Annotated in this window: 17 protein-coding genes; 8 read left to right on the forward strand and 9 right to left on the reverse strand. The window is 59.2% G+C overall.

The window, feature by feature from the left end; translation table 11 throughout:
* The first annotated feature begins 170 nt into the window (after positions 1–170).
* The 4 genes from ACZYSM_RS09580 to ACZYSM_RS09595 all read left to right on the forward strand — a co-directional run bounded on the left by ACZYSM_RS09580 (position 171) and on the right by ACZYSM_RS09595 (position 3,383).
* Positions 171–479, forward strand: coding sequence for an arsenate reductase (locus tag ACZYSM_RS09580; RefSeq protein WP_489071159.1), 309 nt, complete (start codon positions 171–173; stop codon positions 477–479).
* Between the two features lie 34 nt (positions 480–513).
* On the forward strand, positions 514–1,548 hold the full coding sequence (gene dapD / locus ACZYSM_RS09585) for a 2,3,4,5-tetrahydropyridine-2,6-dicarboxylate N-succinyltransferase (protein WP_489071075.1): 1,035 nt from the start codon (positions 514–516) through the stop codon (positions 1,546–1,548).
* Between the two features lie 228 nt (positions 1,549–1,776).
* Positions 1,777–2,982, forward strand: a complete 1,206-nt coding sequence (locus ACZYSM_RS09590) for an aminotransferase class V-fold PLP-dependent enzyme (protein ID WP_489071077.1) — start codon at positions 1,777–1,779, stop codon at positions 2,980–2,982.
* Positions 2,979–3,383: a SufE family protein gene (locus ACZYSM_RS09595; protein ID WP_489071079.1), complete on the forward strand. Its 405-nt coding sequence runs from the start codon at positions 2,979–2,981 to the stop codon at positions 3,381–3,383. Before ACZYSM_RS09590 ends, ACZYSM_RS09595 begins: the two co-directional genes overlap by 4 nt.
* 90 nt (positions 3,384–3,473) lie before the next feature.
* Here the strand turns inward: ACZYSM_RS09595 and tcdA are convergent, their stop codons facing one another.
* Entirely contained in the window at positions 3,474–4,286 is an 813-nt protein-coding gene (gene tcdA / locus ACZYSM_RS09600; RefSeq protein WP_489071081.1) for a tRNA cyclic N6-threonylcarbamoyladenosine(37) synthase TcdA, read from the reverse strand.
* 277 nt (positions 4,287–4,563) lie between these two features.
* On the opposite strand from tcdA, the gene ACZYSM_RS09605 reads away from it, so the two are divergent.
* From ACZYSM_RS09605 to ACZYSM_RS09620, 4 genes are all read left to right on the forward strand, one after another.
* On the forward strand, positions 4,564–7,152 hold the full coding sequence (locus ACZYSM_RS09605) for a glycosyltransferase (RefSeq protein ID WP_489071083.1): 2,589 nt from the start codon (positions 4,564–4,566) through the stop codon (positions 7,150–7,152).
* Positions 7,153–7,274: 122 nt separating this feature from the next.
* A complete protein-coding gene (gene dapE / locus ACZYSM_RS09610; protein ID WP_489071085.1) occupies positions 7,275–8,426 on the forward strand; it encodes a succinyl-diaminopimelate desuccinylase in 1,152 nt (383 codons plus the stop codon).
* Positions 8,426–9,235: a putative RNA methyltransferase gene (locus tag ACZYSM_RS09615; RefSeq protein WP_489071087.1), complete on the forward strand. Its 810-nt coding sequence runs from the start codon at positions 8,426–8,428 to the stop codon at positions 9,233–9,235. Before dapE ends, ACZYSM_RS09615 begins: the two co-directional genes overlap by 1 nt.
* Before the next feature lie 83 nt (positions 9,236–9,318).
* Positions 9,319–9,696: a hypothetical protein gene (locus ACZYSM_RS09620; RefSeq protein ID WP_489071089.1), complete on the forward strand. Its 378-nt coding sequence runs from the start codon at positions 9,319–9,321 to the stop codon at positions 9,694–9,696.
* A gap of 131 nt (positions 9,697–9,827) precedes the next feature.
* Here the strand turns inward: ACZYSM_RS09620 and ACZYSM_RS09625 are convergent, their stop codons facing one another.
* The 8 genes from ACZYSM_RS09625 to ACZYSM_RS09660 all read right to left on the reverse strand — a co-directional run bounded on the left by ACZYSM_RS09625 (position 9,828) and on the right by ACZYSM_RS09660 (position 17,817).
* On the reverse strand, positions 9,828–10,154 hold the full coding sequence (locus tag ACZYSM_RS09625; protein ID WP_489071091.1) for a PA3694 family proteiin: 327 nt from the start codon (positions 10,152–10,154) through the stop codon (positions 9,828–9,830).
* A complete protein-coding gene (locus ACZYSM_RS09630) occupies positions 10,151–11,065 on the reverse strand; it encodes an alpha/beta hydrolase (protein WP_489071093.1) in 915 nt (304 codons plus the stop codon). The genes ACZYSM_RS09625 and ACZYSM_RS09630 overlap by 4 nt, the downstream gene beginning before the upstream one ends.
* 166 nt (positions 11,066–11,231) lie before the next feature.
* Positions 11,232–12,509, reverse strand: a complete 1,278-nt coding sequence (locus tag ACZYSM_RS09635) for a flavohemoglobin expression-modulating QEGLA motif protein (RefSeq protein ID WP_489071095.1) — start codon at positions 12,507–12,509, stop codon at positions 11,232–11,234.
* A gap of 34 nt (positions 12,510–12,543) precedes the next feature.
* Positions 12,544–13,092 carry a hypothetical protein gene (locus tag ACZYSM_RS09640; RefSeq protein WP_489071097.1) on the reverse strand — a complete coding sequence of 183 codons (549 nt, stop codon included), beginning with the start codon at positions 13,090–13,092 and terminating at the stop codon, positions 12,544–12,546.
* Between the two features lie 140 nt (positions 13,093–13,232).
* The gene (locus ACZYSM_RS09645) at positions 13,233–13,937 is read right to left on the reverse strand and encodes a TetR/AcrR family transcriptional regulator (protein ID WP_489071161.1); all 705 of its coding nucleotides are present in this window, start codon (positions 13,935–13,937) and stop codon (positions 13,233–13,235) included.
* A 115-nt stretch (positions 13,938–14,052) separates the two neighbouring features.
* Entirely contained in the window at positions 14,053–15,555 is a 1,503-nt protein-coding gene (gene lysS, locus ACZYSM_RS09650; RefSeq protein ID WP_489071099.1) for a lysine--tRNA ligase, read from the reverse strand.
* A 71-nt stretch (positions 15,556–15,626) separates the two neighbouring features.
* A protein-coding gene (gene prfB, locus ACZYSM_RS09655) for a peptide chain release factor 2 (protein ID WP_489071101.1) occupies positions 15,627–16,722 on the reverse strand; the annotation gives its coding sequence in 2 pieces (ribosomal slippage) (positions 15,627–16,649 and positions 16,651–16,722; 1,095 coding nt in all).
* A 93-nt stretch (positions 16,723–16,815) separates the two neighbouring features.
* A complete protein-coding gene (locus tag ACZYSM_RS09660; protein WP_489071103.1) occupies positions 16,816–17,817 on the reverse strand; it encodes a diguanylate cyclase domain-containing protein in 1,002 nt (333 codons plus the stop codon).
* Positions 17,818–17,839: the final 22 nt, after the last annotated feature.

Here is a 17,839-nt window from a genome sequence, read left to right on the forward strand (position 1 = left end):
GCCGGGGAACCTATAACACAATGCGACAAAGGTCGGCCGCAGCCGACGCCGAACCAGCCTGGTCATGGCATAATCCGTCACCTTACGTTTCCAGCACCTGCAAAGGGGGCAATTCCTTGACCGCTTCAAGTAAAACGTTGCACCTTTTCGGCATCAAAGCCTGCGACACCATGAAAAAGGCGCGCACCTGGCTCGATGAAAAAGCTGTCAGCTATGATTTCCACGATTACAAAACGGTCGGAATTGACCGTGAACACCTGAGCCAGTGGTGCAACGAGCACGGCTGGCAAGTGGTGTTGAACCGTGCAGGCACAACCTTTCGCAAACTCGAAGACGAACAGAAAGCCGATCTCGACCAAGCGAAAGCGATTGAACTGATGCTCGCACAACCCTCGATGATCAAGCGCCCAGTGCTTGATCTCGGTGACAGAACCCTGATTGGCTTCAAGCCAGATATCTACGCGGCGGCATTCAAGTAAGCCTGCCCGTTCATTTTTTGTAAGAGGTAACTGCATGTCCACTACTCTATTCAGCCTGGCATTCGGTGTCGGTACTCAGAATCGTCAAGGCACGTGGCTGGAAGTGTTTTACGCCCAGCCGTTGCTCAATCCGTCGGCCGAACTGGTCGCTGCCATTGCTCCTGTTTTGGGTTACACCGAAGGCAATCAGGCCATCGCTTTCAGCACCGCTCAAGCAGCGCAGCTGGCCGAAGCCCTGAAAACCGTCGATGCCGCTCAAGCCGCGTTGCTGACCCGCCTGGCCGAAAGCCACAAGCCGCTGGTCGCCACTTTGCTGGCAGAAGACGCTCAACTGAGCTCCACCCCTGAGGCCTACCTCAAGCTGCACCTGCTGTCCCATCGCCTGGTCAAGCCTCACGGCCTGAACCTGGCCGGCATTTTCCCGCTGCTGCCGAACGTGGCCTGGACCAGCTTGGGCGCGATCGACCTGGCCGAACTGGCCGAGCATCAACTCGAAGCCCGTCTGCGCGGCGAGCTGCTGGAAGTGTTCTCGGTGGACAAGTTCCCGAAAATGACCGACTACGTGGTACCGAGCGGCGTGCGTATCGCTGACGCGGCACGTATCCGTCTGGGCGCCTACATCGGCGAAGGCACCACCGTGATGCACGAAGGTTTCGTCAACTTCAACGCTGGCACCGAAGGCCCAGGCATGATCGAAGGCCGCGTTTCGGCGGGCGTATTCGTCGGCAAGGGTTCTGACCTGGGCGGCGGTTGCTCGACCATGGGTACCCTGTCCGGTGGCGGCAACATCATCATCAAGGTCGGCGAAGGCTGCCTGATCGGTGCCAACGCCGGTATCGGCATTCCGCTGGGCGACCGCAACACCGTTGAGTCCGGCCTGTACGTGACCGCCGGGACCAAAGTGGCGCTGCTCGACGAGAAGAATCAACTCGTTAAAGTGGTCAAGGCCCGTGAACTGGCCGGTCAACCTGATCTGCTGTTCCGCCGCAATTCGGAGACCGGTGCCGTGGAGTGCAAAACCCACAAATCGGCTATCGAACTGAACGAAGCGCTGCACGCTCACAACTAGGGTCTGCACGAAAAGTCGCCGAGCGAAGGTTAGGCAAGGCAAAAACAGGCGAGGAATGGCTGGGGTCGCACCCGACTTTACGGCTGTAAATGAGCATTCCGAGCCTGTTTTTAACGCAGCATAACCGAGCGCAGGCACTTTTCGTCCAGAGCCTAAGCAGCGACTCGATGCCACAGCAGCGAGCGCGTATCATCAGCGCCCGGCCTGCTCAAACGAGTCTTGACCACCATGCTTGTGCCCTCACCCTGGCGCGCCGATTTCCCGGCCATCGCTGCTCTGCAACGGCAAGACCAGACCTATCTGGACAACGCCGCCACCACTCAGAAACCCCAAGCCCTGCTGGACGCCCTGACGCACTACTACGCCAACGGGGCAGCCAATGTGCACCGTGCCCAACACCTGCCCGGCGCTCACGCCACCCAGGCGTTTGAGGACAGTCGTAGCAAGGTTGCCCAGTGGCTGAATGCCAGTGATGGCGGGCAAATCATTTTCACTCACGGCGCGACCTCTGCGCTGAATCTCCTGGCCTATGGCCTGGAACACCAATTCAATGCGGGCGATGAGATTGTCATCAGCGCCCTTGAACACCATGCCAACCTGCTGCCCTGGCAACAGCTGGCCCTGCGTCGCGGCCTTGAGCTGATTGTTTTGCCATTGGACGCCGATGGCCTGATCGATCTCGACGCCGCGGCCGGCCTGATAGGCCCGCGCACTCGCCTGCTGGCGGTCAGCCAGTTATCCAACGTACTCGGTGCCTGGCAGCCATTGCCGGCGCTGTTGGCGATGGCCAAGTCTCATGACGCCTTGACCGTGGTCGATGGCGCTCAAGGCGTGGTCCATGGACGACACGACGTGCAGGCCTTGGGCTGCGACTTCTATGTTTTTTCCAGCCACAAGCTTTACGGACCGGACGGCCTCGGCGTGCTTTACGGCCGCAATGAGGCGCTGCACCAACTGCGTCACTGGCAGTTCGGCGGCGAAATGGTGCAGAACGCGGACTATCAGCACGCCTCATTCCGCCCCGCCCCGCTCGGCTTCGAAGCCGGAACACCGCCGATTGCCAGTGTGATCGGCCTTGGCGCAACCCTCGATTACCTGAACGGGCTCGATCAGCAAGCGGTAAACGCCCATGAGGCCGCCTTGCATGCCTACCTGCTGCAAGGCCTGTATGCGCGTAAAGGCATTCGCCTGCTGGGCACACCGCAACTGGCACTGGCCAGCTTTGTCGTCGAGGGCGTGCACAACTCTGACCTCGCGCATCTGCTGACGGAACAAGGCGTTGCCGTGCGTGCTGGCCATCATTGCGCAATGCCGTTGCTGAAAAGCTTCGGCCTACCGGGAGCGATTCGGGTGTCCCTGGCGCTGTACAACGACTCTGAAGACCTCGAACGCTTCTTCGAAGCCCTTGATCAAGCCCTGGAGCTGCTGCGATGAGCTTGCCCGCCGAAGCCTCGACGGCTCTGGAAACGTTCCAGAGCGCCGCTGGATGGGAACAGCGAGCGCGCCTGCTGATGGAGTGGGGCGATCAGCTGCCGGCCTTGAGCGACGTGGAAAAGACCGACGCCAACCGGGTGCACGGCTGTGAAAGTCAGGTCTGGTTGATCGGTACATTGCAGGACGGCCATTGGCAATTCGCCGCCAGCAGCGATGCGCGGTTGATTCGCGGACTGGTCGCGTTGCTGCTGGCGCGGGTCAATGGTTTGTCTGCTGAGGAGCTACAGCAAGTCGACTTGCCGGACTGGTTCAACCAGTTGGGTTTATCGCGACAGCTTTCGCCGTCACGCAGCAATGGCTTGAATGCGGTGTTGCAGCGGATGCGCGAGTTGGCAGGCTAATCGCCTTCGCGAGCAGGCTCGCTCCCACATTGGAATGCGTTCCCCTGTGGGAGCGAGCCTGCTCGCGAAGGGGCCGTCAGCAGCAACCTTTTAAATCGCTGGTTTTACCCGATCCGCCGGCCGCCGTACGCCAGCAACGATCTTGTCCACAGCCTTGGTCGCGGCGACCATGCCGAAGGTCGCCGTGACCATCATCACTGCGCCAAAGCCGCCAGCGCAGTCGAGCTTCACGCCGTCGCCGACAAAACTCTTCTGCAAGCAAATGCTGCCGTCCGGCTTCGGATATCGCAGTTGCTCAGTGGAGAATACGCACGGCACGCTGTAATGGCGGGTCACGGTACGGGAGAAACCGTAGTCGCGGCGCAAGGTGGAGCGAACCTTGGACGCCAGCGGGTCATTGAAAGTGCGGTTTAAATCGCAGACCTGAATCAGCGTCGGGTCGATTTGCCCGCCGGCACCACCAGTGGTGATGATCTGGATCTTGCGGCGTTTGCACCAGGCGATCAGCGCCGCCTTGGCGTTAACACTGTCAATGCAGTCGATCACGCAATCGATGTTGGGTGTGATGTACTCGGCCATGGTCTCGCGAGTGACAAAGTCGGCCACCGCATGCACCGTGCAGTCCGGGTTAATCCCGCGCAGGCGCTCAGCCATCACCTCGACCTTGGCCTGACCGACAGTACTGTCCAATGCGTGCAGCTGACGATTGCTGTTGCTGACGCAAACATCGTCCAGGTCGAATAGCGAGATCTCGCCCACTCCGCAACGCGCGACGGCTTCCGCCGCCCAGGAGCCGACTCCGCCCACGCCAACGATTGCCACATGGGCCGCACGCAAGCGCGCAAGCCCTTCGATGCCATACAAACGGGCGACGCCAGCAAACCGCGGATCTTCTGTACTCATGACCATTACCCCAAAAACCGGCGCGCATTATAGGGCGGGCGTCGACGAAGAGCATCTTTGCGCTATGAACGGTGGCCAGGCTTGCTTTAATAGGCGACTCGGCACAATTATCTGAGCGACAAAACGGTCGACAAAGAACTTAAGTGAAGAGCCGTTGCCCAACTGCGACCTTCTCTTCACATGCTGTACGGTAAGTTGAAGGTCAGTGTAGGATGCGCGCCGTTTGGCACCTGCCGACAGTTCCTTCGTTCCACACCCTTTGGAACCCGAAATCTCTATGTCATCGCGTAAATTTGGACTCAATCTGGTGGTGGTGCTGGCAATCGCCGCGCTGTTCACCGGTTTCTGGGCGCTGATCAATCGCCCGGTCACGGCCCCCAACTGGCCAGAACAGATCTCCGGTTTTTCTTACTCGCCTTTCCAGCAAGGGCAGTACCCACAGAAAAACCAGTACCCATCCGACGATGAAATGCGTCGTGATCTGGAGATCATGAGCAAGCTGACCGACAACATCCGTACCTATTCGGTCGACGGCACCCTGGGCGATATTCCCAAGCTGGCGGAAGAGTTCGGCCTGCGGGTTACCCTTGGTATCTGGATCAGCCCGGACCTGGAGCGCAATGAGCGCGAGATCCAACGCGCCATCGAGATTGCCAACAGCTCGCGCAGTGTTGTGCGCGTCGTCGTGGGCAATGAAGCGATTTTCCGTAAGGAAATCACCGCCAAGGAGCTGAGCGCTCTGCTTGATCGCGTACGCGCGGCCGTCAAGGTTCCGGTCACCACGTCCGAGCAATGGCACGTCTGGGAAGAACACCCAGAGCTGGCCAAGCACGTCGACCTGATCGCGGCCCACGTCCTGCCCTATTGGGAGTTCGTCCCGGTGGACAAAGCCGGTCAGTTCGTCCTCGACCGTGCACGGGACCTGAAAAAGATGTTCCCGAAAAAACCTCTGCTGCTCTCGGAGGTTGGCTGGCCGAGTAACGGCCGCATGCGTGGCGGTACCGATGCCAGCCCGGCCGATCAGGCGATCTACCTGCGCACATTGGTTAACAAGCTCAACCGCCAAGGCTTCAACTACTTCGTGATCGAAGCGTTTGACCAACCATGGAAAGCCAGTGACGAAGGCTCGGTGGGCGCTTACTGGGGCGTGTTCAACGCCGCGCGTCAGCAGAAATTCAACTTCGAAGGTCCTGTCGTCGCGATCCCCCAGTGGCGCGTACTGGCCATCGGCTCGGCCGTGCTGGCCTTGCTGTCCCTGACTTTGTTGATGATCGACGGCTCAGCCCTGCGCCAGCGCGGTCGGACGTTCCTGACCTTTATCGCGTTCCTGTGTGGTTCGGTGCTGGTGTGGATCGGCTACGACTACAGCCAGCAATACAGCACCTGGTTCAGCCTGACGGTGGGCTTCTTGCTCGCCCTCGGTGCGCTCGGGGTGTTTATCGTGTTGCTGACTGAGGCCCACGAACTGGCCGAGGCGGTCTGGACTCACAAACGCCGACGCGAATTCCTGCCGGTGGTGGGTGATTCCGACTACCGTCCGAAAGTCTCGATCCACGTGCCCTGCTACAACGAGCCACCGGAGATGGTCAAACAGACCCTCGATGCCCTGGCTAACCTCGACTATCCGGACTTCGAAGTCCTGATCATCGACAACAACACCAAGGACCCGGCGGTCTGGGAACCGGTGCAGGCGTACTGCGAGACGCTCGGCCCGCGCTTCAAGTTTTTCCACGTCGCGCCGCTGGCTGGCTTCAAGGGTGGCGCGCTGAATTACCTGATTCCGCACACGGCTCCAGACGCCGAAGTCATCGCGGTGATCGACTCTGATTACTGCGTCGAGCCGAACTGGCTCAAGCACATGGTGCCGCACTTCGCCGACCCGAAAATCGCTGTGGTGCAGTCACCGCAGGACTATCGCGACCAGAATGAAAGCACCTTCAAGAAGCTCTGCTACTCGGAATACAAAGGCTTCTTCCACATTGGCATGGTCACCCGTAACGACCGTGACGCGATCATCCAGCACGGCACCATGACCATGACCCGCCGTTCGGTGCTCGAAGAGCTGGGCTGGGCCGACTGGTGCATCTGTGAGGACGCCGAGCTCGGTCTGCGGGTATTCGAAAAAGGTTTGTCCGCTGCGTATTACCACACCAGCTACGGCAAAGGCCTGATGCCCGATACCTTTATCGACTTCAAGAAACAGCGTTTCCGCTGGGCCTACGGGGCGATTCAGATCATCAAACGTCACACCGCAAGCCTCTTGCGCGGTAAAGACACCGAACTGACACGCGGCCAGCGCTATCACTTCCTCGCGGGTTGGTTGCCGTGGGTCGCGGACGGCATGAACATCTTCTTCACCGTCGGTGCTTTGCTGTGGTCGGCGGCGATGATCATCGTGCCGCAACGGGTCGATCCGCCGCTGTTGATTTTCGCGATCCCGCCGTTGGCGTTGTTCGTGTTCAAGGTCGGCAAGATCATCTTCCTCTACCGTCGTGCGGTCGGGGTCGACATGAAGGACGCGTTCGCGGCGGCATTGGCGGGTCTGGCGTTGTCCCACACCATTGCCAAAGCGGTGTTGTACGGATTCTTCACCAGCAGCATTCCGTTCTTCCGTACGCCGAAAAATGCCGACAATCACGGCTTTTGGGTGGCCATCTCGGAAGCCCGAGAAGAGATGTTCATCATGCTGTTGTTGTGGGGCGCGGCGCTGGGCATCTGCCTGGTACAGGGTCTGCCGAGCGCCGACATGCGCTTCTGGGTGACCATGTTGATGGTGCAGTCGTTGCCGTATCTGGCAGCGCTGATCATGGCCTTCTTGTCTTCGCTGCCCAAACCGGCACCTGAGACTGAGCCAGCGACGGCTTGATCTGTTATTAGATAACGTTAAACGGCGGCCTTCGGGCCGCCGTTTTGCTTTAGAATGATCGCCTTTTTCCACGCCAGAGAATTCGCGCCAGGATTTATCGGTGCGCACACCGGAGTTCTTACATGACGGCCCACGCCGACCTTTCGCCGACCCTTCAACTCGCCTGTGATCTGATCCGCCGTCCGTCTGTGACGCCGATCGATGCCGATTGCCAGAAGCTGATGATGCAGCGCCTGGGCGATGCTGGCTTCAAGCTGGAGCCAATGCGCATTGAAGATGTGGATAACTTTTGGGCGACCCACGGCAAACACGAAGGCCCGGTGCTGTGCTTCGCCGGCCACACTGACGTGGTGCCCACCGGCCCGGTGCAAGCCTGGCAGACCGATCCATTCGACGCGCTGATCGACGAACACGGCATGCTCTGCGGCCGTGGCGCCGCAGACATGAAAGGCAGCCTCGCGGCGATGCTGGTGGCAGCCGAGCGCTTTGTCGCTGACTACCCGGACCACAAAGGCTCGGTGGCTTTCCTGATCACCAGTGACGAAGAAGGTCCGGCCCATCACGGCACTAAAGCGGTCATCGAACGTCTTGTCGCCCGTAAAGAACGCCTGGACTGGTGCATCGTCGGTGAGCCGTCGAGTACTACTCTGGTCGGTGACGTGGTGAAAAACGGTCGTCGCGGCTCCCTCGGTGCCAAACTCACCGTCCGCGGTGTGCAAGGCCACGTGGCTTACCCGCATCTGGCGAAGAACCCGATCCATCTCGCGACCCCCGCGCTAGCCGAACTGGCCGCCGAGCATTGGGACCACGGCAACAGCTTCTTCCCGCCGACCAGTTTCCAAATCTCCAATCTGAATTCCGGCACTGGCGCGACCAACGTGATCCCGGGTGATCTGGTTGCCGTGTTCAACTTCCGCTTCTCCACCGAGTCGACCGTCGAAGGCCTGCAACAGCGGGTCGCCGATATCCTCGACAAACATGGCCTGGACTGGCATGTGGAATGGGCGCTGTCCGGTCTGCCGTTCCTGACCGAGCCGGGCGCGTTGCTCGATGCCGTCTCGCACAGCATCAAGGCCATCACGGGTCGTGAAACCAAGGCCTCCACCAGCGGCGGCACGTCCGATGGGCGCTTCATTGCGACCATGGGCACCCAAGTGGTCGAGTTGGGCCCGGTCAACGCGACGATTCACCAGGTCAACGAGCGCGTGCTTGCCAGCGACCTCGATGTACTGACCGAAATCTACTACCAGACTCTGATCAAGTTGCTCGCCTGATGCTCACCTGCCCTATCTGCAGCGCGCCGCTGAGCGCGGTCGACAATGGTGTGGCCTGCCCTGTCGGGCACCGCTTCGACCGCGCGCGCCAGGGTTACCTGAATCTGCTGCCGGTGCAGCACAAGAACAGCCGTGATCCCGGCGACAACCTGGCCATGGTCGAAGCCCGGCGTGATTTCCTTAACGCCGGCCACTACGCGCCTGTGGCCAAGCGCCTTGCCGAACTGGCCGCCGAACGTGCGCCACAGCGCTGGCTGGATATTGGTTGTGGTGAGGGTTACTACACCGCGCAAATCGCCGAAGGCCTGCCGAACGCCGATGGCTATGCGCTGGACATCTCCCGCGAGGCGGTGAAACGCGCCTGCTGGCGCAATCCGCAGCTGACCTGGTTGATCGCCAGCATGGCCCGCGTACCCTTGGCCGATGCCAGCTGCCAGTTCCTCGCCAGCGTCTTCAGCCCATTGGACTGGCAGGAAGCCAAGCGCCTGCTCAGCCCCGGTGGCGGCTTGATGCGCGTCGGGCCGACCAGCGGTCATTTGATGGAATTGCGCGAGCGTCTGTATGACGAAGTCCGCGATTACGCTGACGACAAGCATCTGGCCCTGGTACCGCAAGGCATGCAGTTGCAACACAGCGAAACCCTGGACTTCAAGCTCAGCCTGGTCGCGGCCCAAGACCGCGCCAACCTGCTGGCCATGACACCCCACGGTTGGCGCGCCAGTGCCGAACGCCGGGCGAATGTCATCGAACAGGCCGAGCCGTTCGAGGTCAGCGTGTCGATGCGCTACGATTACTTCGTTCTTCAATAACCCATTAATTTATGGCCTTCAGCATCTGCTGGGGGTCGACTAAATCCGCGAATGGATTTTTCAGACACGCAGTGAGGACATCCATGCGCCAACCCGATATCGAGATTTACCTGAAAGACGCCGACGTCGACTACAAGGCCATTTCGGCCTGGCTCGGCACGGCTCTGGGCCCTTGCACCGACTGGGTGCAGAAAGGCCAGACCTACAAATGCAAGGCCGGCAATGTGCCGGTGACCTGGCTACCCAAGGCCGTGGGCAAATGGAACAGCCTGCACCTGGACAGCGACCAGACCCCGTGGGACGACGACATCGCCTGCGCTCGCGCCGCGTTCGCCGCGTTGAACGTAGAAGTGCGCTGCGCACCGGGCACCTGGGTTGAGGATGAAGGTGAGGAAACGGCTGATCGCTGGATTCGCATCAGCGTTGATGGTGAAGAAGAGATTACCTGGCATACCGCATAACGCACCACCTGCACCGCAATGCTGCTCACTGACGCGTCCTTGATCAGCAAAAAAAATCCGGAATCTGTTAAGGACTCCGGATTTTTTTATGCCTGACTGTAGCAGCTGCCGAAGGCTGCTACGGGTATCTCTCACTGCTCCAGCTGCGGCGTCTCTTGGCCCATGCAGTGCACAGCCTTCTTCTTGTTGTTGACCAGCACGCCGGTCAACCCCTTCTGCTCGGTATCGAACAGCACCAATACGCCATCGACGCATTGCGCCACTTCAGCAGCGGGTTCCAGGGAAATTTTGTAATCCTCGCCCGGCTGGGTCTTGAGCATGGTGAAGTCGCTCAGCAGCAGCGCGTCCTCCGGTTTGGCGAAGTGCAGGTAGCCGTAGTACCACAGGACCCCGACGGTGCCGAGGATGGTGCAGATACCGGTGATGATCAGCGGGATGGCGTTACGTTCTTCACTCATTGCGGACTCTCTGGTGGTTCATCTTTTGAATTCAGGGGCACCGGGTAATTCGGGATTTCGCCCAGGCGGCGCAGGCCGTTGAAATGTTGCGGGTCTTCGAGATAGCGCAGCATGACTTTTCGCCAGACCGGGTCGGCAAAGGTCTGCACATGACCGCCACGGGTCAGCTGCAGCACCCTGGGCGGCGGCGCAGCTTGATACAGACGAATGCCGTTGGAAAGAGGCACCATCGGGTCATCGATGCTGTGGTAGATCAGTTTTGGCACGCCGCTGAGTTGTGGCATCGCATTGATCGCGCTATCAGCGTCCGGCACCAGCCAGGACAACGGCACCTGAAAAGGCCAGGTCAGCCAGGAGGTACTCAAGGCGAACTGCCCAACCTCGCGGTAACTGGCCGGTACACCGTCGAGTACGAATGCTTTGAGCTGGCGTTGGCGCTCGGGATGTTCGACCAAGTAGTGCACGGCCAGCGCACCGCCGAGGCTCTGACCGAGGAGCACAACAGGTTTGCCTTGAACCTCAGGGGCCTGGTCCAGCCATTTGAACGCGGCGTCGATGTCCTGGTAGATCGCCGGCAAGTCCGGTTCACCTTGCGACAGGCCATAACCGCGATAGTCCACCAACAGCACCTGATAGCCCTCCTCCGGCAGCCACCAACTGGCACCCAAGTGCCAGGCCAGATTGCCGCCATTGCCGTGCAGATGCAGCACAGTGCCTTTGACGGCCACTCCTGCCTTGGCCGGCAGCCACCAACCACGCAGTTTGAGGCCATCGGCAGTGGTCAGGGTCACGTCACGGTATTGCAGGTGGGCTTTTTCCGGGGTGAACGGCAGACCGGGCTCGGGGTAGAACAGCAAGGAGCTGCAACCACTCAAGGTCAGTAGCAGACTGATGATGCCGAGGATTCTCATCCGTTTGAAACCTCGCGAATAGAAAGTGAAACGCCGTACCTGTAGGAGCTGGGCTTGCCCGCGAAGAACGATAACGCGGTCCATCTGACAAACCGAGGTGCCCTCATCGCGGGCAAACGAAGCGTCGCCCGGCCCGCTCCTACAAGGGCAGTGCAATGCTGTGTCGTTACAGGATATTCGAGTAATCCGCCTCGATCCGATCCAGGCTCAGGTGATTAAGGAAGTTGGAGAAGCACATCCAGGCCGACAAGGCATTCAAGTCACGGAACTGATCCGGCAAATACTTGGGCGGTACGATCAGGCCTTCATCCACCAACTGGCGTAAGGTGCGCATGTCTTCCAGGGTGGTCTTGCCACAAAACAACAAGGGTATCTGCTCAAGCATGCCCTTACGCACGGCCAACTGAATGTAGTTGTAAACCATGATAAAGCCCTTGAGGTAGGACAAGTCTTTGGTAAATGGCAGACCATTAGGCACTGATCCGCGGAATACCCGACTGGCGTTGCTGTAGCTTTGCTCCATCTCGAAGCCCTGTTCGCGGAAGAATTCGTAGATCTGCAAGAAGTCCGCACCCTCTTCCACCATATGAATGGCGCGGGTGCGGTTGGTCAGTTTGCGCAAGCGGCTTGGATAGGAGGCAAAGGTGATGATCTCCATCAGGATCGCCAGGCCTTCCTGGGTCACGGTAGAGGACGGTGGGCCCTTGGACAGAAAGGTGCAGATCGGCTGGTTCAGGCCATTGAGCGTGGTGCCGACATGCACCAGCCCTTCATGGACTTCCAGGGCGCGCACGTCACGGTCGTTGAACATCGCATCGGCGCGGATCTTGATGTAGTCGGCACCGGCCGCCGCATCAGCGACGATCCCGTCGGACTCGAACACCCGAATGGTATCCTCTGCTTCGCCGAATACCTTGTTCAGGCGGGTTTGCAGCAGGTGGACGGCGTCTTTGGCGGTCAACGTCTTGGGTTCGTCCTTGAGGTCGCCACGGCCGTCGATGTTGTTCAGGTAATCAGAGAGCATCAGGCCCAGATCGGCCAGGGTCGGGTCACCGGCATGGAAGGCATCGGACGCCGCGCCGTAAAGCTCTTGGGAGATCAGACCGAAATCTTCGGTGCCGCGCGCTTCGAGCATGCGCACCACCATGCGGTACTCCTTGCACATGCGCCGCATGATCTGCCCGACCGGGTTGAACTGGCCCAGTTGACGGGTGATGTCACGCTCGATGTTCTGGAATTCCAGCTTCACCGCGCTGGAGTCGAACGACAGCGGGCGGTTGAGGTAGTAGTCGCGGTCAACGGCAGGCATTTCCTTACCGTTGGCCATGAGGAATCCTTTGCGGATGTTGTCGTCCCACTTGACCGCATCCAGTACACGGATCGGTGTTTGCGCCAGCACAATGCGATCGGACAAGGTGCGTATCGTCTGCTGGTAATCGTCCACCCGAAGCTCCTATTGATAATGTTCTGTGCCGCGTTTACTTGCCCGAGCGCTGGAACCGTGCCGCTTCGACGAATACGTCAGAATTGGCCGGATCATCCAGGTAGGCAAACACCTGTTCCAGCGGGTTGCTGATCAGCACGCCATCGCCTTCTTTGGTTTCAAACGGCTCACCACTCAAGGCCTCTTGCCCCAGCGCCTGCTGAATCTGCGCAAGGTCCAGGTTGTAGACCACCAATTCATCGTTATCGCTCAACTCGAAACCGGCGATAGCGAAGTGGCCGCCGAATTTGTCCGGGACCGCCGCCGACAAGTACCAGCGACTGCCATGGCGAGAAACGGTGAAGTCATAAGCATCGCGCTGTTTCGGCTCACCTTTGGGGTAACTGACGGCCTTATAGCGATTGGTCGCGACGCGGCTCAGCTCAAGGTTGAGCGCCTCGCCCCAGACGTTCTTGCTGGTCCATTTGCCGAGCATTGCGGCAGGCGCTGCCTGATCAGCCGGCAACGGCTGCTTGAAACTCACTAGACAGCCACTGAGCAGCAGAAACGACACGGCGATTGCGAGCACACGCCAGGACTTCATTCAACACTCCCTATATGACCGGCTTTTCGTAGGAGCTGCCGTAGGTTCGGGCCGCGTTCGGACGATCTGTTGATCTTCAGCGCTCTTGAGAACGCTAAAAGATCGCAGCCTTCGGCAGCTCCTACAGGGGACCGCGTGGTTCACACCGAGGCCAGCACCAAGTGCATGTAACGTTTGAGAATGCCGAGCATTTCTTCCTCGGCTTGAGGCTCTGGATCATTGAGCAGGCCCTGATATTCCATCCGTCCGATTATAGCCGTCAACACTTTGGCATCTTGTTGTGGCTCACGGGAACCTAATACCTGGAAAAACTGGCAAGTACCTTGTAGGAGAATTTGCTGGTGCGAACGCACCAACAGTGCCAGACGCGGGTTGAGCAGTGCTTCCTGGCGGAACGCCTGCTCCGCCATCAAGTGCTCACGACGGTTGTGCAATTGGCGCTGAACATAGTCGGCGGTCAACCGGGCAATATCATCGGCCAGTTGCGAGCGGGCCTGTGGGCTGCCGTCACCGTAGGCGACCATCTCGCGCAACAAGCCTTCGTTATTCGCCCAGAATTTGGCCATGAACGCTGCACTGCGTTCCACATATTGCGCGAAGGTATCGGTGAGCAAGTCATCGATATCCTTGAAATAGTAAGTGGTCGCCGACAGCGGCACGCCGGCCTCGGTCGCCACTGCACGGTGACGCACCGCTCGCACGCCATCGCGCACGACGATGCGCATGGCGGCATCGAGAATGACCTGTCGGCGCTGCTCGCTGCCCTGTCGGCTGGCCTTGCGGCCTTGGTACTGAACGCTTTCAGCGACCGCAGTGGCGATTCCAGCTGCACCTTCTAGAGCAATTGCACGGTTCACGACAGGTATTCCTCTCAAAATCACTATGAATTAGAAGCGGTACGTCAGTTCCACACAGACAATAAAAAGCCGCCTCTAAGCGGCGGCTTTTTATTCAAAACTCTTACGCTTGCGGCCGCATGTGCGGGAACAAGATCACATCGCGGATCGACGGAGCGTCGGTGAGCAGCATCACCAAACGGTCGATACCGATACCTTCACCTGCCGTCGGCGGCATCCCGTATTCCAGAGCGCGAACGAAGTCGGCATCGTAATGCATGGCTTCGTCGTCACCGGAATCCTTGTCACGCACCTGGGCCTGGAAACGCTCAGCCTGGTCTTCCGCGTCGTTCAACTCGGAGTAGGCGTTAGCGATTTCACGGCCACCGATGAACAGCTCGAAGCGGTCGGTGACGTTCGGGTTGGTATTGTTGCGACGTGCCAGCGGCGACACTTCGAACGGGTATTCGGTGATGAAGGTCGGCTGTTCCAGTTTGTGCTCGACCAGCTCTTCGAAAATCATGGTTTGCAGCTTGCCCAGACCTTCGAAGCCTTTGACATCGGCACCGGCTTTCTTGGCGATAGCGCGGGCTTTGTCGATATCTCGCAGATCAGCTTCGGTGATCTCAGGGTTGTACTTGAGGATCGACGCGAACACCGAGATGCGCTGGAACGGTTCGCCGAAGTGGAACACCTTGCCCTGATACGGCACATCGGTGGTGCCCAGAACCAGCTGTGCGAGTTCGCAGAACAGCTCTTCGGTCAGGTCCATGTTGTCTTCGTAGTCAGCGTAGGCCTGGTAGAACTCGAGCATGGTGAACTCGGGGTTGTGCCGGGTCGAAACGCCTTCGTTACGGAAGTTGCGGTTGATCTCGAATACGCGCTCGAAACCACCGACCACCAGACGCTTGAGGTACAGCTCCGGCGCGATGCGCAGGAACATGTCCAGGTCCAGAGCGTTGTGGTGAGTCTCGAACGGCTTGGCCGCTGCGCCACCAGGAATGGTTTGCAACATCGGCGTTTCGACTTCGAGGAAGTCGCGCTTCATCAGGAAGCTGCGAATGTGCGCGATCACTTGCGAGCGGATGCGGAAGGTCTGACGAACTTCTTCGTTGACGATCAGGTCGACGTAGCGCTGGCGATAACGGGTTTCGGTATCCGTCAGGCCGTGGTGCTTGTCCGGCAGCGGGCGCAGGGACTTGGTCAGCAGGCGCACGTTGGTCATTTCAACGTACAGGTCACCTTTGCCAGAGCGGGCCAGGGTACCTTCGGCGGCGATGATGTCGCCCAGGTCCCAGGTTTTCACCGAGGCCAGGGTTTCTTCCGACAGGGTTTTACGGTTGACATAAACCTGGATGCGCCCGGACATGTCCTGGATCACCATGAAGGAACCACGGTTGAGCATGAGACGACCGGCAACCTTGACCGGGATTGCCGCCTCTGCCAGCTCTTCCTTGGTCTTGTCCACGTACTGCTTCTGCAAGTCTTCGCAGTAGCTGTCGCGGCGGAAGTCGTTGGGGAAGGCCTGCCCCTTGGCGCGCTCGGCAGCAAGCTTTTCCTTGCGCAGGGCGATCAGGGTGTTTTCTTCCTGTTGCAGGGCTTGCGGGTCGAGTTGTAGGTCGCTCATGTCTTTAAATCTTCCATCACAGGTTCGTTGCCCTCGCTGCGGGCGAGGGACTTAAGGTCTGGGCTGACGGTTTACAGCCCTTGCTTGAGGCTTGCCACCAGGTATTCGTCGATATCGCCGTCGAGCACGTTGACGCAGTCGCTGCGCTCGATGTTGGTGCGCAGATCCTTGATCCGCGACTGGTCGAGTACATACGAACGAATCTGATGACCCCAGCCGATATCCGACTTGGTGTCTTCCAGTGCTTGGGAGGCGGCGTTGCGCTTCTGCACTTCCTGCTCATACAAGCGAGCCCGCAACATCTTCATCGCGGTGTCTTTGTTCGCGTGCTGGGAGCGTTCGTTCTGGCAACAGACCACGGTGTTGGTCGGTACGTGGGTGATACGTACGGCCGAGTCAGTGGTGTTTACGTGCTGACCACCGGCACCGGAGGAACGATAGGTATCGATCCGCAAGTCCGACGGGTTGATGTCGATTTCGATGTTGTCATCGATTTCCGGCGAGACGAAAACTGCCGAGAACGAGGTGTGACGGCGGTTACCGGAATCGTACGGGCTTTTTCGCACCAGACGGTGCACGCCGATTTCGGTACGCAGCCAGCCAAAGGCGTATTCACCCTTGATGTGCACGGTCGCGCCTTTGATCCCGGCGACTTCACCGGCAGACAGTTCCATGATGGTTGCGTCGAAACCGCGTTTATCCGCCCAGCGCAGGTACATGCGCAGCAGGATATTGGCCCAGTCCTGGGCTTCGGTGCCGCCGGAACCGGACTGAATGTCCAGGTAAGCGTTGTTGGGGTCCATCTCGCCGCTGAACATCCGGCGGAATTCAAGCTTCTCGAGGGATTCGCGCAGACGTTCCACTTCAGCGGCAACGTCGTCTACAGCGGCCTGGTCTTCTTCCTCGGCAGACATCAACAGCAGGTCTTTGGCATCGGCCAGACCGCTGTGCATCTCATCGAGGGTATCGACGATCTGGGCCAGCAAGGAACGCTCGCGGCCTAGATTCTGGGCGTATTCAGGGTTGTTCCAGACACTCGGATCTTCAAGCTCGCGATTGACTTCGGTCAGACGCTCATGCTTTTGATCGTAGTCAAAGATACCCCCGAATAGTTTCGGAGCGCTCGGACAGGTCCTTGATACTGTTAAGGATCGGGTTGATTTCCATGGCGGGCAGCACTCGTTGGCGAACTTTTGAAAGCCGAAGAGTATAACGTAATCAGGCTGCCACGGCAGCCCGCTTGGCCGATGGAGCCCTATTTCATTCAATCCCCACCTGATTGCGCCCATTGTTTTTTGCCAGATACAACCCTTTGTCGGCTGCCGAGATCAGTTGTCGGCAATCCGTGCCCTGCTGCGGGGTCATGGTCGACAGGCCAATGCTGACGGTCAGGCTCGCGCCTTCGGCCGGAGAGACATGCGCAATATTCAGTGCGGCCACAGTCTGACGCAGTTTCTCGGCCACCAGCCGCGCACCACCCGGCGAGGTATTGGGCAGCACCAGCGCGAATTCTTCTCCGCCGTAACGGGCCGGCAAGTCGGACGGTCGACTGCTGGCGTCGCGAATGGCTGTGGCGACTTTGCGCAGGGCTTCATCGCCCTCCAAGTGGCCGAAGCTGTCGTTGTAGGACTTGAAATAGTCGACATCGATCATCAACAGCGACAGTTGCGTCTGGTCGCGCAGGGCTCGCCGCCACTCCAGTTCGAGGTATTCATCGAAGTGACGACGATTGGACAGCCCGGTCAGGCCGTCAGAGTTCATCAACCGCTGCAGCACCAGATTGGTGTCGAGCAACTGCTGCTGGCTGACTCGCAACGCGCGATACGCCTCATCGCGTTGCAGCAGGGTCATGTAGGAGCGCGAGTGATAGCGGATACGCGCCACCAGCTCAATATTGTCCGGCAGTTTGACCAGGTAATCATTAGCGCCTGCGGCAAACGCCGCGCTTTTGATCAAGGGGTCTTCCTTGGTCGACAGCACGATAATCGGAATGTTCTTGGTCGCCGGATGGTTGCGGTATTCGCGCACCAGGCTCAGGCCATCCAGACCGGGCATGACCAAGTCCTGGAGGATCACCGTCGGCTTGATGCGGACCGCCTGGGCAATGGCCTGATGCGGGTCGGAGCAGAAGTGGAAGTCGATATTCTCTTCATTGGCCAGCCCGCGCCGTACAGCCTCACCGATCATTGCCTGGTCATCGACCAACAGCACCATCGCGGCATTTTCATCGGTTTTGAAATCGTCGAGCTGTAAGTTATGCATGTGCAGTCACCTGAGTTACTAC

It is taken from the genome of Pseudomonas sp. F220, from assembly GCF_057813935.1.

Bases quoted from the DNA above. Each gene is read 5' to 3' on its own strand.
- ACZYSM_RS09625 (WP_489071091.1), bottom strand. From the start codon at position 10,154: ATGAGTGAAGAACGTAACGCCATCCCGCTGATCATCACCGGTATCTGC.
- ACZYSM_RS09620 (WP_489071089.1), top strand. From the start codon at position 9,319: ATGCGCCAACCCGATATCGAGATTTACCTGAAAGACGCCGACGTCGAC.
- ACZYSM_RS09630 (WP_489071093.1), bottom strand. From the start codon at position 11,065: ATGAGAATCCTCGGCATCATCAGTCTGCTACTGACCTTGAGTGGTTGC.
- tcdA (WP_489071081.1), bottom strand. From the start codon at position 4,286: ATGAGTACAGAAGATCCGCGGTTTGCTGGCGTCGCCCGTTTGTATGGC.
- dapE (WP_489071085.1), top strand. From the start codon at position 7,275: ATGACGGCCCACGCCGACCTTTCGCCGACCCTTCAACTCGCCTGTGAT.
- dapD (WP_489071075.1), top strand. From the start codon at position 514: ATGTCCACTACTCTATTCAGCCTGGCATTCGGTGTCGGTACTCAGAAT.
- ACZYSM_RS09595 (WP_489071079.1), top strand. From the start codon at position 2,979: ATGAGCTTGCCCGCCGAAGCCTCGACGGCTCTGGAAACGTTCCAGAGC.
- ACZYSM_RS09640 (WP_489071097.1), bottom strand. From the start codon at position 13,092: ATGAAGTCCTGGCGTGTGCTCGCAATCGCCGTGTCGTTTCTGCTGCTC.
- ACZYSM_RS09580 (WP_489071159.1), top strand. From the start codon at position 171: ATGAAAAAGGCGCGCACCTGGCTCGATGAAAAAGCTGTCAGCTATGAT.
- lysS (WP_489071099.1), bottom strand. From the start codon at position 15,555: ATGAGCGACCTACAACTCGACCCGCAAGCCCTGCAACAGGAAGAAAAC.
- ACZYSM_RS09660 (WP_489071103.1), bottom strand. From the start codon at position 17,817: ATGCATAACTTACAGCTCGACGATTTCAAAACCGATGAAAATGCCGCG.
- ACZYSM_RS09605 (WP_489071083.1), top strand. From the start codon at position 4,564: ATGTCATCGCGTAAATTTGGACTCAATCTGGTGGTGGTGCTGGCAATC.
- ACZYSM_RS09615 (WP_489071087.1), top strand. From the start codon at position 8,426: ATGCTCACCTGCCCTATCTGCAGCGCGCCGCTGAGCGCGGTCGACAAT.
- ACZYSM_RS09590 (WP_489071077.1), top strand. From the start codon at position 1,777: ATGCTTGTGCCCTCACCCTGGCGCGCCGATTTCCCGGCCATCGCTGCT.